We start from the raw sequence: 16084 nt of genomic DNA on the forward strand, positions 1-16084 counted from the left end.
ATATTCAACATTTTTTAAAGGATATCTTCCGTAAAATATGCTATTTTTGCAGCATGAGTAGACGAAACAAAAGACAGGTATTTGAAAATATAGAAGTCATTGATGCTGGAGCAAGAGGAAAAACCATTGCAAAAGCCCCTGATGGTCGTGTTATATTTTTAACCAACACCGTTCCTGGTGATGTGGTTGATATTGAGACAGGTAGAAAAAGAAAAGCTTACTATGAAGGTAAAGCTATCCATTTTCATAAATATTCTGACAAAAGAACAACTCCTGTTTGTGAACATTTTGAATATTGTGGTGGTTGCAAATGGCAACATATGAACTATGAAGATCAACTGTTTTACAAAGAAAAAGAAGTTACTCAAAACTTAAGCCGAATTGGACATCTAGAGCTTCCAGAGGTTACTCCTATCCTAGGTTGTAAAGAAATCTATTATTACAGAAATAAAATGGAGTTTTCTTTTTCAGCCAATCGTTGGTTGACCTATGAAGAAATTCGATCAGAAGATGAAGTAGATTCTAAGAACGCCTTGGGTTTTCACATTTCTGGAATGTGGGATAAAATATTAGACATTAACAGCTGTCACCTACAAGAAGATCCTTCTAACAGCATACGTAATTCTGTAAAAGAATTTGCCATTAAGAATGATATTTCATTTTTTGACCCTAGAGAACAAACGGGGCTTTTACGTACTTTGATGTTACGCATCCTTTCTACAGGAGAGATTATGGTGGTTCTGCAGTTTTACAGCGATGATCTTGAGAAAAGAACATTACTCTTAGAGTATATGGCTACTAGCTTTCCAGAAATCACCTCTTTACAATATGTAATTAACGGAAAAGCCAATGATACTATTTATGATCAAGAGGTTGTCTTATTTAAAGGCCGCGATCATATTTTTGAAGAAATGGAAGGACTTCGATTTAAAATCAATGCAAAATCGTTTTACCAAACAAATTCTGCTCAAGCCTATGAATTGTATAAAATTACTAGAGATTTTGCAGGTTTAAGCGGCTCTGAGTTGGTCTACGATTTGTATACAGGTACAGGAACAATTGCTCAATTTGTCTCTAAAAAGGCAGCCAAAGTAGTAGGTGTAGAATCTGTGCCAGAAGCCATAGAAGATGCAAAAAAGAATGCAGAACTCAATAAAATTGACAATTGTGAGTTTTATGTAGGAGACATGAAAGACGTGTTTACCTCAGAGTTTATCGATTTGCACGGAAAACCTGATGTAATCATTACAGACCCTCCTAGAGATGGAATGCACAAAAAGGTTGTCGAGCAAATTTTAAGCATCGCTCCTAAACGCATCGTGTATGTAAGTTGTAATTCTGCAACCCAAGCAAGAGACTTGGCCTTAATGAAAGAACAGTACACAATTGTTAAAACCCAAGCCGTAGACATGTTTCCACAGACACATCATGTAGAAAATGTTGTACTTTTGGAATTGACACATTAAAAAAACCATATTGAATATGAAAAAGTTCTTCTATTTACTTCTACTCATTAGCAGTATCTCTGCTTGTAATGAAGAGAAAAAATCATTTTATAATCCAGAAATGGTTACTATTAATGGAGTGATAGAAAACTTTTCTAAAGAAGATTCTATAGAGGATGTAAAAGTATATTCCTATGATTTTTTAACCAATGATTGGGCAGAAGAACACCAAGCAATTGTAGACGAAAATGGTCATTTTTCACTACAATTTTTAAGCGCTTATGACCAGGTATTGTTTTTTAGATTTAAACAATCTTCGAATCTTTTTGTGTCACCAAACAGTACTTTAGACCTAACTTTTGATGCCAAAGCGGCAACTAAAAAAGAGTTTTTAAATTCTTTGCGTTTTACAAATGAGTTGGCCAAGGAAAATGAGCTACTCAAAAAGTATCTGCTAAATGATCCTTTGGATTATAATGAGCTAAACACCATGATGTCTTCAAAGACAAGCCCTGAAGAAATTCAAGTGTATTTGTCTGAGCTGTACGATCAAAAGAAGGCACCCTATATTGATAACTTTATCAAAGAAAACAATCCGCCAAAAAGCATTAAAAATTGGCTTAAAATAGAAAAAGAACTCAAGCCTATTATTGATTATTTGCAATACGCTGTGTTTCATTTTAGAGCCACCTCAAAAGAGACTCCATATAAAGACAATTTTCCAAAAGCTTTTACAGACAGAATTGACAATCTTCCTATCTTAACAGATAAAAGCTTTGTCAATAATGATGTGTACACAACCTTGCCCAATTATTACAATGCGTATTTGGGTCAGTATGTACAAAGCAAATACCAAGTTCCCTGGGTAAAAGCAGATTCAATTATTTATTCTAAAGAGATTTTTAGCTTTAAAAACAACCCTGCTTTTATACGGATATTGTATTTTGATCGCTTAAACAATTCATTAAAAAATAATGATTTAAGTTTTTACAATACACATCAAAAAACCATAGATAGCCTCTTTAAAAACACCGTATATGAAAAGGCGATTCAAGAAAAATACACAAGCACTAAGAACTTAATAGAAAGTCCTCAGCTACCTGAGAATACAGAATTGTTAGAGTTTTCTTCTGATGATGCGACCACTTTTTTAGACGAAATCATCAAAAATGCCAACGGCAAAGTAATTTACATTGACAACTGGGCAACCTGGTGTAGTCCGTGTAAAGAACAGTTTAAAAACGCGACTCCACAATTAAAAGAGAAATTTTCTGAAGATGTAGAATTTGTGTACTTATGCCATCTGTCTGATAAAAACTTATACCTTCCAACCATCTCTCAATACAAGGTGCAAGGGAAGCATTATTTTATTACCGATGAGCAAAATAAAGTGCTAACAAAACTATTAAATATTACAGGTTATCCAACCTATAATCTCATCAACAAAAAAGGAGAAATTGTACATTCGGGTTTTCAATTTAGACCTAGTGAAACCATCACTACAAAACTATTAACAGCGCTTATAAAAGAATAATTGAATAGATGAAAAAAACAATAGTAGCCTTACTCCTTTTTACCTTGGTCGCTAGTTCTTGCGAAAAGGACGATATCTGTTTAGAGCCAACAACGCCTAAGTTAATCTTGCGTTTTTACGATAACAACAATCCTACCGACACAAAAACAGTTCAACGCTTATCTGTTTGGGCTGCAAATAAAGATACGTTGACAGGCTATAAAAGCATCAGCACAGACTCTATCGCTTTGCCATTAGATATTAATGCTACTCAAACCATCTATCATCTTAAAAGAAATACGGTTTCTGGAAACAAAATTAACAATGAGTATGCGACCATTACTATCAACTATGCTAAAGAAGAGGTATTTGTATCGCGCTCATGTGGGTTTAAAATACTTTTTAACTCGGTGAATTTTAGTATCAACAATGATTGGATCCAAACAGTAACACCTGCAAACGATGTAAGTATTAACGATGAAACAAAAGCTCATGCACAAGTATTTCACTAGTATTTTAGTTTTGTTTTTTGTCTTTCAAGGTTTTGGTCAACAAAAAAAAGACAGCACTGACTATAAGACAGCTTATGGGATTCGTTTGGGAATTGATTTGAGTAAACCTATTTTGGGTTTAATCGACAAGAATTACAGCGGTTTTGAAGTTGTTGCTGATTATCGTCTTCGTAAAAATATGTACCTAGCTGCAGAAATTGGAAACGAATCCAATACCACTACAGATGATTATTTTGCCACGACCGCAAAAGGATCTTATGCAAAAGTAGGGGTCAATATAAATGCCTATCAAAATTGGTTAGACATGAATAATGAAATCTTAGTTGGCTTTCGTTATGCCTTTAGCAACTTTGATCAAACATTGAACAGCTATACTATTAACACGGGCTCTGATTATTTTCCTGGTGATTTAAATTCTGTTGGAGCTACTTCTACCGATTTAAAGGCACATTGGGCTGAACTGGTCTTAGGTGTCAAGGCAGAAACCCTTAAAAACTTATACCTCGGATTTTCAATCTCATACAACATCCTTTTTAGCGTTGATGATCCACAAGGGTTTAAAACACTTTACGTGCCTGGATTTAACCGTGTGTTTGAAAGTAAAACAGGTTTTGGTTTTAATTATACCATTTCTTATACGATTCCCTTTTTCAAAAAATAATTGCGGGGATATCACTTGTTTTTGTAACTTTATCATCCTTTAATTTTTAATACCAACCCAATGAATAAAATTCCTAGCGTAAACCTTGCTGATTTTTTATCTGGCGATGCAAAACGAAAACAAAAGTTTATAGACGAAATTGGACATGCATATGAAAACATAGGTTTTGTAGCATTGAAAGGTCATTTTTTAGACCAAAAATTGGTTGATGATCTTTATACAGAAGTAAAAAACTTTTTTGATTTACCTCTAGAGGTCAAACAAGGTTATGAAATCCCTGGAATTGGAGGTCAAAGAGGCTATGTTTCTTTTGGTAAAGAAAGTGCAAAAGGAAAAAAAGAAGGTGATTTAAAAGAATTTTGGCATTTTGGTCAGTATGTAGAGAATGACCCAAAGCTAGCAGAAGAGTATCCGGATAATGTTGAGGTTAAAGAGTTGGCTCATTTTAATGAAGTTGGAAAAGAAGCTTATAAAATGTTAGAGAAAACTGCAAAATACGTTTTGCGTGCCTTGTCTTTACATTTAGCCCTTGATGAAAACTATTTTGATGGCTATATTAAAAATGGCAATAGCATACTTAGGCCTATTCACTACCCTCCTATTAAAACAGAACCCAAAGAAGCTGTAAGAGCTGCTGCTCATGGAGATATTAATTTAATTACCTTACTAATGGGTGCTCAAGGTAAAGGACTGCAAGTGCAAAATCACCAAGGAGATTGGATTGATGCCATTGCAGAACCAGATGAGTTAATGATTAATGTAGGCGATATGCTTTCTCGTCATACCAACAACAAATTAAAATCAACCATCCATAGAGTAACCAATCCTCCTAAAGAATTATGGGGTACCTCTCGCTATTCAATACCCTTTTTTATGCATCCTATTAGCCAAATGAAACTGGATGTTTTAGAGGGATGTATAGATAAAGATCACCCAAAACAATTTGATGATATCACCGCAGGTGATTTCTTAAATGAACGTCTTCGAGAACTTGGATTGATCAAATAAAAAAACATTAATTGACTTCTGAGTAGCGATTGTTGTATTGCTACTTAAAATATCGTTGATAACCCTACAAATAATGAATCTTAAAGTAACCATATATCTTTTTATTGCAGGCTGTGTTCTAGTATTACTAGCACTGCTGTTAAAATATTATGAAATCGTAGAAAACTACACCTTGGTATTCGTAGGGATTACTATAGAATCTTTGAGCATACTTTTGTATGCCTATCAAAAAATAAAAAAGAATGGCTAAAAAATTAGGAAGTTTATCTGATTTAGGAGGCTTTGTTTTTTCTACAAATGATGATTTTTCACCAGAAACAGACCAAGAGCAAACACCTTTAGAAAACAAAGAACAATTATTAGAGGCTCATTTTTCAAACAAAGGAAGAGGTGGTAAAACCGTTACCATAATCAAAGGCTTTGTAGGTAGTGAAACAGCACTAAAAGATTTGGCTAAATTGTTAAAATCCAAATGTGGTGTAGGTGGCTCTGTTAAAGATGGAGAAATCATTATACAAGGAAATTACCGAGATAAAATCATAGCGATTTTACAAAAAGAAAAATACCGAGTAAAAAGAGTTGGTGGATAAGATCAAACCTATTAAATTACAGGTTTCAAAAAAATAAAATTTAAAGGGATTCGTTTTATACTAATGACTTCAAACATACTTCATATAACCAACGGTGATTGCACCACCGATCAACTTCAAAAGATTTCCATTCCGGGAACCTTAATTACTTGGAGAGAAATGCTCTGCGAAGGAAAAACTGAGGTTGGCGTAGGAGATGAAAACTTTTGGAAAAACCGATTCGAATTTCTTAAAACCAATTTTAAAGTAAGCAAGCAACAGTTTATAGATAAAACATTAAAAGAGTACAGAAGGCTTTGCAACCAGCAAAAACAAGATGAAATTGTGCTGTGGTTTGACAGTGATTTGTTTTGCCAAATAAACATGATTGCAGTGATTAGCTGGCTTAAAAGATATCGAAAGGGTCGAAAAATTAGCTTGGTGTCTTGTACTTCAGAAGAAATACCTGCAAATCGATTTGGATTTTCTGCTTTAACCAATGATCAGGTATTAGAGCATTATAAAAGCAGAACTGTTTTAACCGAAGACGATATTGCTTACGCTGATTATGTTTGGCAGTTGTACTGTGCAGACAATCCCCTTAAAATAGAAATGGCAAAAACCTATCAAACCAATACAACATTTAAACATTTAAACACCAGTTTAATTACTCATTTAAAAAGATTTCCATCCATAGAAAACGGTCTTAATGCAGTAGAAAACACCATTTTAACTGCCGTTTCAAAACAGAAATTTTCAAGCAAAGATCAATTGGTAAAAAAACTGCTTTCAGAGCAAGAAGTCTACGGTTTTGGTGATCTTCAGTACCATAAATACCTTATGGATCTTAAAGACTATCTGCGGTTTTCAAAATCAGTTTCATTAACCGACACCGGTAAAAAAGTACAGCAAAATCTTTTGCATTCTTATGCAAATATGCGCAATGATTTTTCTTTTTTAGGAGGCGCAAAAAAATACAATTTCCTTTATGACAACAGTACAAACAAACTCTTAAAAATTACGACATTATGATCCAAGAATCAGAGTTGATTTTAAACCCAGACGGAAGTGTATATCATCTAAATTTACATCCAGAAAACATTGCAGATACTGTTATTTTTGTTGGAGATCAAGATAGAGTCGCGAGCGTTAGCAAGCATTTTGACAGCATAGAGTTCACCACCCAAAAGAGAGAATTTAAGACCACAACCGGAACTTTAAACGGAAAACGAATTTCCGTTATTTCTACCGGAATTGGTCCTGACAATATTGATATTGTTCTTAATGAATTAGATGCGTTGGTTAATATCAACCTTAAAACAAGACAAGCCAAAACAACACTTACTCAATTAGATATTATTAGAATTGGGACTTCTGGTTCTTTACAAAGCCACATCCCTGTTGATAGTTTTTTAATGAGCACCTACGGCTTAGATATTAACGGAATGCTGCACTCTTATGTCTGTGATGAAATACGCAATAGTGATTTAGAAAAAGCCTTTGTAGCTCAGACCGGATGGCATACACAAAAAAGCTATCCAATTGTTATAAAAAACAGTAAAAAACTTGAAGATCGTATTGCTTCAGACAAAGTATTTAAAGGAATGACGGCTACCGCTGGTGGATTCTATGGCCCACAAGGTCGAATTTTAAGACTGCCCTTAGCAGATCCAAGTTTAAACCATAAAATTGACAGTTTTAACCATAATGGAGTTCAGATTACCAACCTAGAGATGGAGACTTCTGCCATTTATGGATTGGCAAAACTTTTAGGTCATCATGCCTGTTCTATGAATGCAATCATAGCCAATAGAGCCAATGGAACCTTTAGTGAAAATCCTAAAAAAATTGTAGAAGAACTTATCGTATATACCTTAGACAAAGTAAGTAACAGATGACAAACTTAAAAATAGGCGGCGTACCAGAGCATTTTAATTATCCCTGGTATATCACCTTAAAAAACAAAGCCTATACTCCATTTGATATTAATATCCGTTGGACAGATTTTCCAGGAGGTACTGGCGATATGTGTAAAGCACTTCGGTCTGGTGATGTAGATATTGCTATAATTTTAACTGAGGGGATTATAAAAGATATTTCTGAAGGGAATCCTTCTAAGATAGTTCAGACCTATGTAAAAAGCCCATTAATTTGGGGTGTTCATGTGGCTGGAGATTCACCATACACAAGCATAGATGACCTAAAAGACAAGGTTGTTGCCATAAGTCGTTATGGTTCTGGATCACATCTAATGGCCATCGTAAATGCATATAATCAAGGATGGGATCTATCAACACTACACTTTAAAGTAGTAGGAACTCTAGAAGGAGGAATTGAAGCTCTTAAAAATGGAGAAGCCGATTATTTTATGTGGGAGCATTTTACCACCAAACCATGGGTAGACAATAGTACGTTTAAACGCGTTGGCGACTGCCCTACTCCTTGGCCCTGTTTTGTTATTGCTGTTAGAGATGAAGTACTAAGAGACCATCCAAAAGCCATTGAGCAAGTACTCGAAATAATTAACAGTACCACCGACGGCTTTAAAGAAACACTAGGCATAGACCTGCTTTTATCTAAACGCTATGAACAACAATTAGTAGACGTAAAAGAGTGGCTCTCATTAACTGAATGGGAAAGCAGCAAGCCTATATCTAAATCTGATATTAATCAAATACAAGAAAAACTAGTTCATTATAAAGTGTTAGAGCACACAATGCCTTCAGAAGAAATTATTAGCGACGTACACGCTTTATAAAATTTTCTATTCTTTACAGTATACAATCCGCCTCATTGGCGGATTTTTTTGTTAACATTCTAGACGTTTATGAGCTTGAAAGTTTATAATCATTTGATTTTTAGTTAACAATAACACAAGGAAGTGCTGCTACATTTGATGATATAAAATTACGTGTCCTATAAAACAAGACAGCACATACTTAGCATTATTCTACATGCATTTTGTTGACCTCAAGAAAAGGTCTGATTACAAACCTCTCTATAATTTTAAATACTCCATATGAAAAAACGAAAAGTAGAACTCGTTGTGATTTCTGATGTACACCTAGGCACTTTTGGCTGTAGTGCACAAAACCTACTTAATTATCTTAAAACTATTAAGCCAAAGACCCTAATCTTAAATGGTGATATTATAGACATCTGGCAATTTAACAAGCGTTATTTCCCTAAATCACATCTAAAAGTTGTACAGCATATCATGCAACTCATAACATCAGGAACCAAGGTCTACTATATTACAGGAAACCACGATGAAATGCTGCGGAAATTTAAAGGTTTTAGAATGGGAAGCTTTGAAATTGTAAACAAATTAGTCCTTGATTTGGACGGGGCAAAAACTTGGTTTTTTCACGGGGATGTTTTTGATGTAACCATGAAGCATTCTAAATGGCTGGCAAAGCTTGGTGGCATTGGATATGATTTGCTAATTGTCATAAACACCTTTGTCAATTGGTTGAGTTGTCAATTTGGTTTTGGTAAAATTTCACTATCAAAAAAAATAAAAAACAGTGTAAAAAGTGCGGTGAAATTTATCAATGATTTTGAAAGTGTTGCTGCTGATATGGCAATTTATAATGACTATGACACGGTGGTTTGCGGTCATATTCATCAACCAGAAATTAAGACTATTAAAAACAAAGAAGGGATTGCCGTTAACTACTTAAATTCTGGTGATTGGATTGAAAACCTAACAGCCCTAGAATATCATAAAAAAACATGGAAGCTCTATGAATACTCAAAGGACCCAGCAGCATTAAATGAAGAAGCACAACGGGCAAAAAAGGGCAAAGCCTCCTTAAAAGCTGAACATAAAAATCACGATCAATTGTTTGCAGAATTACTACAAGAGTTTAACCTAACAAAATAATATATGAAAATCTTATACGCAATACAAGGTACAGGAAACGGGCACCTAAGCAGAGCCAAAGACATTATTCCGCTGCTTAAAACCAAAGGAGATGTCGATATTTTGATTAGCGGAATTCAAGCCGATATTAGCTTGCCTTATGAGGTGACTTATAAACTTAGAGGTTTTAGTTTTATTTTTGGCAAGAATGGTGGGATTGATTTTTTTAAAACCATCAAAAACTTTAAACTCAGACAACTATTTAGAGAGGTGAGATCCATCCCAATTAAACAGTATGATTTAATTATCAATGATTTTGAACCTATCGCCGCTTGGGCTGCTTATTTAAAAGGCATTCCTACTATTGGGCTCAGTCATCAAAACGCCGTTTTAAACACCTTAAGTCCTCAGAACAAAAAAGTACAATTTGAGCGTTGGCTTTTAAAATACTACGCTCCCACTACCTATCAATATGGATTTCATTTTAAAAAATATGATGATTCTATCTTTACTCCTGTGATTCGCAAAGAAATACGCGACTTACAAATAACTAATAAAAAACATTATACTGTCTATTTACCTGCTTATAGCGATGAGAAAATCATTAAACATTTATCTTGCTTTAAAAATATTAAATGGGAAGTGTTTTCTAAAAACTCTGACACTTATTATTTTAAAAACAACATCATCGTTCAGCCAATAGAAAATGAACACTTTTTAAAAAGTATTGCTTCTTGCGAAGGCGTTTTGTGTGGAGCTGGTTTTGAAACACCTGCAGAGGCTTTGTTTTTAAAAAAGAAACTCTTGGTAATCCCGATGAAAAATCAATTTGAGCAGCAGTGTAACGCTGTTGCGTTAAGAGAAATTGGAGTGCCCGTTTTAAAAAAACTTGGAAAAAAACAATTGAGAAAAATAAACAAATGGCTAAAAAGTAGCCAAAACATTAAAGTTGATTTTCCAGATGAAACTGCTCAGATTATCAACCAAATACTCCATAACTATATCATTCAAGAAGAAAAGCCTATTTACCAATCAATTGATTCTTTGCCAACGTTTTCTAAATAAGCATTGGCTTTCAAAAAGTGTTGATTTCCAAACCAATACCCTCTATTTGCACTTAAAGGAGAAGGGTGTCCAGACGTAAAAACAGCATGCTTTTGGGCATCTATATTTTTGCCTTTTTGCTTGGCAAAACCTCCCCACAATAAAAAAACCAATTCTTTTCTATGGGTAGAAAGCGCATCAATAACAGCAGATGTAAATTGCTCCCAACCTTTCTTTTGATGACTTCCTGCTTGATGTGCTCTTACTGTTAAGGTTGCATTTAATAAAAACACTCCCTGTTTTGCCCAATTTGATAAATCTCCTGATGAGGGTTCTCTCTCTGGATACTCTTGAGACAGCTCTTTAAAAATATTCTGCAAGGAAGGTGGATGTGATACATCATCGGTTACAGAAAAGCACAAACCATTAGCCTGCTTAGGGCCATGGTAGGGATCTTGACCAATAATCACTACTTTAACATCTGTAAAATCACAGGCAGAAAATGCGGCAAAAATTTGATCTTTTGGCGGATAACACACTCCCAAATCATATTCAGAATCTACAAAGCTTATCAAATCTTTAAAATAGTCTTGTGTAAATTCTTTTTCTAAAACATTTTTCCATGATTCAGGCATATTAACCTCCATACTTTCTTATTTTTGCGGTACACCAAAGATAGTATTTTGACTAGGAATATTTCAGAGAAAACATTACAGGATTTAGAGTTTACCACTGTGTTAAAACATGTGGCAGACTACAGCAACTCTGATTTGGGAAAAGAACTCATTACAGCCATTAAACCTATTGAAACTCGGGAAACATTAATTGAAGAGCTTTATAGAGTAAATGAATACCTCTCCTCTTTTATCAATGAAAACAAAATTCCAAATCATCATTTTGATAATATTACGAGAGAAGTTGACACCTTAAAAATTGAAAATAGCTTTTTAGATGCAGCTGCTTTTTTAAAGATTGCTTCTGTATCTGAAACAGTCAATGAGTTGTTAGTTTTCTTTCAAAAATTTAACAGCTATTTTCCTAATTTACAAATTCTTAGCCAAGAGATAGAAGGAAACACTAGCATTTCTTTAGACATCCATAAAATCATAACTTCTTACGGGGAAGTGTCTAACACAGCATCACCGATTTTAAAACAAATCCGAAAAGAAATTAGCACTATCAGAGCTAAGATTGGCGGTAGTTTTACTCGAGACTTAAGCAAATACAGTAGTTTGGGTTATCTGGATGCAATTAGAGAGACGGTAATAGACAATCATCGTGTATTGGCTGTATTGGCCATGCACAGAAAAAAAGTGAAAGGAAACTTTTTAGGTGCTTCCAAATCAGGAAACATCGTATATATTGCTCCTCAGGCAACTTTAAATTTTGATAGAGAATTACAAAATTTAGTTTTTGAAGAACAGCAAGAGGTCATTAAAATTTTAAAGCAGCTGGCAGAAACCATTAGACCATTTGCACCACTTTTAAAAGATTATCTATCTTATTTAAGTCATCTTGACTGCATCGCCTCAAAAGCAAAATACGCAAAAGATTTGGCCGCTGTTTTACCAAAAATCAGCAATGAAAAGAAAATTGATTTTCAAAAAGCCTATCATCCTATATTGTGGAAAAAAAATAAAGAGCAAGGTATTACTACTGTTCCTCAATCAATTTTGCTAAATGAAAAACAGCAAATAATTGTAATTTCAGGCCCTAATGCCGGAGGAAAAAGCATCACTTTAAAAACCATCGGGCTTTTGCAACTAATGCTTCAGTCTGGCTTGCTTATCCCTGTCGATGAGCGAAGTGAAACCTATATTTTTGATAGTATTTTAACGGATATTGGAGACAATCAATCCATAGAAAACCAATTGAGCACCTATAGTTATCGCCTTAAAAACATGCGTTCTTTTTTACGAAAATGCAACCAAAATACACTGTTTTTGATAGATGAATTTGGAACAGGATCAGATCCAGAGTTAGGTGGGGCATTGGCTGAAATCTTCTTAGAAGAATTTTATTATAAAAAAGCTTTTGGAATCATCACAACCCATTACTCCAATTTAAAAGTGCTGGCCAATGAACTACCCAATGTTACCAATGCCAACATGCAGTTTAATGAAAAAACATTAGAACCGCTTTACAAGCTGTTTATTGGGCAAGCAGGAAGTTCTTTTACTTTTGAGGTTGCTCAGAAAAATGGAATCCCATTTAGCTTGATCAACAAGGCAAAAAAACGTGTTGAAACAGAGAAAATCCGTCTAGACAAGACCATCTCAAAATTACAAAAAGAAAGAAATAGACTTCAAAAAAACTCTGACGAATTAGAGAGGCAACAAAACAAGGGAAAAGAACATATCGACAGCTTACAAGAAAAAGAACAAAAGATTCAAGATAAGTTAGCCGATTTTCAAGAGTTGTATGACAACAATCAAAAAATGCTAACCCTGGGTAGAAAAGTTAATGAACTACTGCATCACTATTTTCAAACCAATAATAAAAAAGAGCTTAATAGCAATTTACAAAAGTGGATTGCCTCTGAAAAAACTAAATACCTTAAGAAAAATCCTGAAAAACCAAAGGGCAAAAAGGAAAAGAAAACACTTGAAATAACAAAACAAAAACAAGTAGAAGTCTTACAAAAGACAGAAAAAGAGATCTTAAAAAAGGTGGTAGAAGTTCGTAAAGTCAAAAAAATCACCGAAGCCAAAATTGCCAAAGAAAAAGCGGCTTATGTCTTTAAAGTTAATGACCGTGTGCGTTTAATTGACGGAAATGCAGTTGGAACTGTTGAGAAAATTGAAAAACAAAACATCTTTATCAATTACGGTCTTTTTACAACCAAAGCAAAAGTTAGTCAGCTAGAGCTGGTTGAAAAAGCAAAAAAATAGCTTCACCAAATTCTAATACACAATTCTTCAATGAGAAACAAGAACCTATTGTTTCGTATTCAAAAAGAAATAATCAAAAAGTACATTTATTTACTGATTTCGACTTGCACCCAACAACTGGAAAGACATTAAAACCAATTACTGAGTATATGATTACAAAATATGTATGCAGTAATTAATTTATTTAATTTTCTTAAAATCAGTGATTTAACTTACTTATTCACTCAATTGCGAGAAAAAGACTACCTTCATCGGGACTATTAAAAAACTTTATGATTACAAAAATTATCGTCCTAGCAATTTATGTCTCAGTTTTATTCTTAATCGGAATTTTGGCTTCAAGAAGAGTCAAAAGCATGAGTGATTATTATTTAGGTGGAAAAAAAATGGGCTTTTGGGCGGTTGCATTTTCAGCAAGAGCTACTGGTGAATCTGGCTGGCTTCTAATTGGCTTAACTGGAATGGGTGCAATGGCGGGCTATTCTGCTTATTGGGTTGTTTTAGGAGAATTACTCGGCGTTTTTATTTCTTGGCAGTTTATGGCCAAGCTATTTAAAAGACGCTCTGATGCTTTTAAAGCAATCACTATACCCGATTATCTTCAAAGTCACTTTAAGTCTTCTACAAACACACTGCGAATTATTTCTGCTTCCGTACTAGTCGTTTTCGTTGTTATTTATGTTGCATCGCAAATGGATGTGACCGGAATAGCATTTGAATCGATGCTTGATATTGATTATCGAGTTGGTGCTCTGATTGGTTTCTGTATCGTTTTAGTCTATATTTTTATTGGCGGATTTGTTGCAGCAGTATGGTCAGATATGTTTCAAGGAATTTTAATGTTTTTCGGATTGGTTTTACTGCCAATTGTTGTGTGGTTCTCTATGGATCACGGAACAGGAGTTACAGTAGGGCTAAATGCTATTGACCCAACGCTAACACAAATAATGGGGAGAAGTGATGACTGGTTGATGAATTTATTTACCATTCTTGGTTTCTCTATGATTGGATTGGGCTTCTTAGGGTCACCACAAGTTTATGTCCGTTTTATGTCGATTGAAAGTGAAAAAGAGATTGATAAAGGAAAGTGGATTGCATTATTATTTACACTATTGACAGATGCAGCTGCTGTAACCATTGGTATTCTTGCTCGAATTTATTTTACATCAGAAGGACAAGACCCAGAAGTTGTATTAGGAAATGGCGGAGAAAATGTTTTAAGCATGATTACCAACGAATTCTTACCAACAATTCTAGTCGCAATTTTTATTGCAATTGTGCTTTCTGCAATTATGTCTACCATTGATTCTTTGTTAATTCTTGCTTCTAGCGCTGTAACACGTGATTTTTATCAGAAAATATTTAGACCCGATTTAAAAGATGAAGACTTAACGAAATTTTCAAGGTTAGTAACTGTTGCTATGGCATTGGTTGCACTTGGTATTGCCATTCTATTATACAAATTGTATCCTGATAGACAGGTTTTTTGGATTATGATTTTTGGTTGGTCTGGAATCGCAGCCACTTTCTGTCCAGTCATTATTCTTTCTCTATTCTGGAAAGGGTATTCTGAAAAAGGAGCAATTGCCTCCATGATTACTGGTTTTTTATCTGTAATACTATTCAAATTTGTAATCTCAAATCTCGAAAGTGTAGGTGCATATTTTATAGAATTAGATGTCCTTGCACCTTCTTTCGTCTTGGCGATGCTTGTAGGGTATATCGTTTCAAAAATGTATCCTCCAAAGGACCTTAATACTACATCAGACTCTCTAAAAACGGATTAGTCTAAACAATTAAAACAATATAAAAAATGGAAAATTCACATATAGAAACTTTTATAGCTGAAGCACAAGGAAATGGCTGGCCAACAAAAGTTGACATCATTGGCACAGAATGGAACCTTCAATTAGATGAACCTAAAGAAGACGGAGGCTTAAATTCAGGACCGAATCCTATGCAATACTTTATTGCTTCTTTGGCTGGGTGTCAAAATGAGCAAGCTCAAGTGGTTGCAGAAGAACTTTCTTTGAATATTGAACAAATCAATATACAAACTGAAATTGATCTTGATCTTTCAGGTTTTATGGGAATGTCAGAGAATTCAAATGCTAGTTATAAAGAAGTACGTCTTAATGCAGTAGTACTTGGAGAAGCAACGGATGCACAAATAAAAACGATGGGACAAAAAGTAGATGCTCGTTGTCCTATCTTAGCTTTGTTACGCTCTAGTGGTTGTAAAATTGAAAGTACTTGGAGAAAAAAATAAGCAAGAATTAAAAACAGTTTGACTTATTCAAACTGTTTCATTTCAGTATCGTAAAACTCTCCTGCTTTGTCCATTAAATCTGCTACTTCTGTGGCAAGATCTTCTTCGCTTTCACCAGATAGATCATCATACCATTCAATTTCATCATCTTTTAAGTTGATAAGAAAACGTGGAAAATCTGTATGTAATACAAAGATATCTTCTGGGTAATTGCTGTTGTCTGCTAATAAAAACTTTGGTAATTCCATAGGTTAAATTGGGTATATCTTAATGGATTAATTTGAATAAATATATAAATAAGTACAAA

General features: G+C 34.3%; 17 protein-coding genes. 15 read left to right on the plus strand and 2 right to left on the minus strand.

From position 1 onward, the window contains the following. Positions 1–53: 53 nt before the first annotated feature. From rlmD to WHC90_RS02925, 12 genes are all read left to right on the plus strand, one after another. Positions 54–1466, plus strand: a complete 1413-nt coding sequence (gene rlmD, locus WHC90_RS02870) for a 23S rRNA (uracil(1939)-C(5))-methyltransferase RlmD (RefSeq protein WP_188599505.1) — start codon at positions 54–56, stop codon at positions 1464–1466. A gap of 16 nt (positions 1467–1482) precedes the next feature. Beyond that, positions 1483–2979: a TlpA family protein disulfide reductase gene (locus tag WHC90_RS02875; protein ID WP_188599504.1), complete on the plus strand. Its 1497-nt coding sequence runs from the start codon at positions 1483–1485 to the stop codon at positions 2977–2979. A gap of 8 nt (positions 2980–2987) precedes the next feature. Then, a complete protein-coding gene (locus tag WHC90_RS02880) occupies positions 2988–3470 on the plus strand; it encodes a DUF6452 family protein (RefSeq protein WP_188599503.1) in 483 nt (160 codons plus the stop codon). Then, positions 3451–4131 (plus strand): DUF6048 family protein, encoded by a 681-nt coding sequence (locus WHC90_RS02885; protein WP_188599502.1) that lies wholly within the window; start codon positions 3451–3453, stop codon positions 4129–4131. Before WHC90_RS02880 ends, WHC90_RS02885 begins: the two co-directional genes overlap by 20 nt. A 60-nt stretch (positions 4132–4191) precedes the next feature. Continuing rightward, entirely contained in the window at positions 4192–5139 is a 948-nt protein-coding gene (locus WHC90_RS02890; protein ID WP_188599501.1) for an isopenicillin N synthase family dioxygenase, read from the plus strand. Between the two features lie 73 nt (positions 5140–5212). Next, entirely contained in the window at positions 5213–5389 is a 177-nt protein-coding gene (locus WHC90_RS02895; protein WP_188599500.1) for a hypothetical protein, read from the plus strand. Then, complete coding sequence (locus tag WHC90_RS02900) at positions 5382–5729, plus strand: translation initiation factor (protein ID WP_188599499.1); 348 nt, start codon at positions 5382–5384, stop codon at positions 5727–5729. The genes WHC90_RS02895 and WHC90_RS02900 overlap by 8 nt, the downstream gene beginning before the upstream one ends. A gap of 63 nt (positions 5730–5792) precedes the next feature. Beyond that, complete coding sequence (locus WHC90_RS02905; RefSeq protein WP_188599498.1) at positions 5793–6740, plus strand: DUF1835 domain-containing protein; 948 nt, start codon at positions 5793–5795, stop codon at positions 6738–6740. Next, positions 6734–7606: a nucleoside phosphorylase gene (locus WHC90_RS02910; protein WP_188599587.1), complete on the plus strand. Its 873-nt coding sequence runs from the start codon at positions 6734–6736 to the stop codon at positions 7604–7606. Before WHC90_RS02905 ends, WHC90_RS02910 begins: the two co-directional genes overlap by 7 nt. Beyond that, positions 7603–8466 carry a substrate-binding domain-containing protein gene (locus tag WHC90_RS02915; RefSeq protein ID WP_188599497.1) on the plus strand — a complete coding sequence of 288 codons (864 nt, stop codon included), beginning with the start codon at positions 7603–7605 and terminating at the stop codon, positions 8464–8466. The genes WHC90_RS02910 and WHC90_RS02915 overlap by 4 nt, the downstream gene beginning before the upstream one ends. Before the next feature lie 261 nt (positions 8467–8727). Further along, a complete protein-coding gene (locus tag WHC90_RS02920; protein WP_188599496.1) occupies positions 8728–9594 on the plus strand; it encodes a UDP-2,3-diacylglucosamine diphosphatase in 867 nt (288 codons plus the stop codon). A 3-nt stretch (positions 9595–9597) separates the two neighbouring features. Further along, positions 9598–10638: a glycosyltransferase family protein gene (locus tag WHC90_RS02925; protein WP_188599495.1), complete on the plus strand. Its 1041-nt coding sequence runs from the start codon at positions 9598–9600 to the stop codon at positions 10636–10638. Here the strand turns inward: WHC90_RS02925 and WHC90_RS02930 are convergent. Next, positions 10599–11264, minus strand: coding sequence for a uracil-DNA glycosylase (locus tag WHC90_RS02930; RefSeq protein ID WP_188599494.1), 666 nt, complete (start codon positions 11262–11264; stop codon positions 10599–10601). The two genes, WHC90_RS02925 and WHC90_RS02930, sit on opposite strands and share 40 nt — an antisense overlap. A gap of 36 nt (positions 11265–11300) precedes the next feature. Here WHC90_RS02930 and WHC90_RS02935 point away from each other — a divergent pair, with 36 nt between their 5' ends. From WHC90_RS02935 to WHC90_RS02945, 3 genes are all read left to right on the plus strand, one after another. Then, a complete protein-coding gene (locus WHC90_RS02935) occupies positions 11301–13508 on the plus strand; it encodes an endonuclease MutS2 (protein WP_188599493.1) in 2208 nt (735 codons plus the stop codon). Between the two features lie 272 nt (positions 13509–13780). Further along, positions 13781–15295 carry a sodium/proline symporter gene (locus WHC90_RS02940; RefSeq protein WP_188599492.1) on the plus strand — a complete coding sequence of 505 codons (1515 nt, stop codon included), beginning with the start codon at positions 13781–13783 and terminating at the stop codon, positions 15293–15295. Between the two features lie 26 nt (positions 15296–15321). Further along, positions 15322–15777 carry an OsmC family protein gene (locus WHC90_RS02945; RefSeq protein ID WP_188599491.1) on the plus strand — a complete coding sequence of 152 codons (456 nt, stop codon included), beginning with the start codon at positions 15322–15324 and terminating at the stop codon, positions 15775–15777. 23 nt (positions 15778–15800) lie between these two features. On the opposite strand, the gene WHC90_RS02950 is transcribed toward WHC90_RS02945, so the two are convergent. Further along, positions 15801–16025 carry a hypothetical protein gene (locus tag WHC90_RS02950; RefSeq protein WP_188599490.1) on the minus strand — a complete coding sequence of 75 codons (225 nt, stop codon included), beginning with the start codon at positions 16023–16025 and terminating at the stop codon, positions 15801–15803. Positions 16026–16084 lie beyond the last annotated feature (59 nt).

Origin of the sequence: Polaribacter pacificus (assembly GCF_038024035.1) — a bacterium.
GTDB lineage: Bacteria > Bacteroidota > Bacteroidia > Flavobacteriales > Flavobacteriaceae > Polaribacter > Polaribacter pacificus.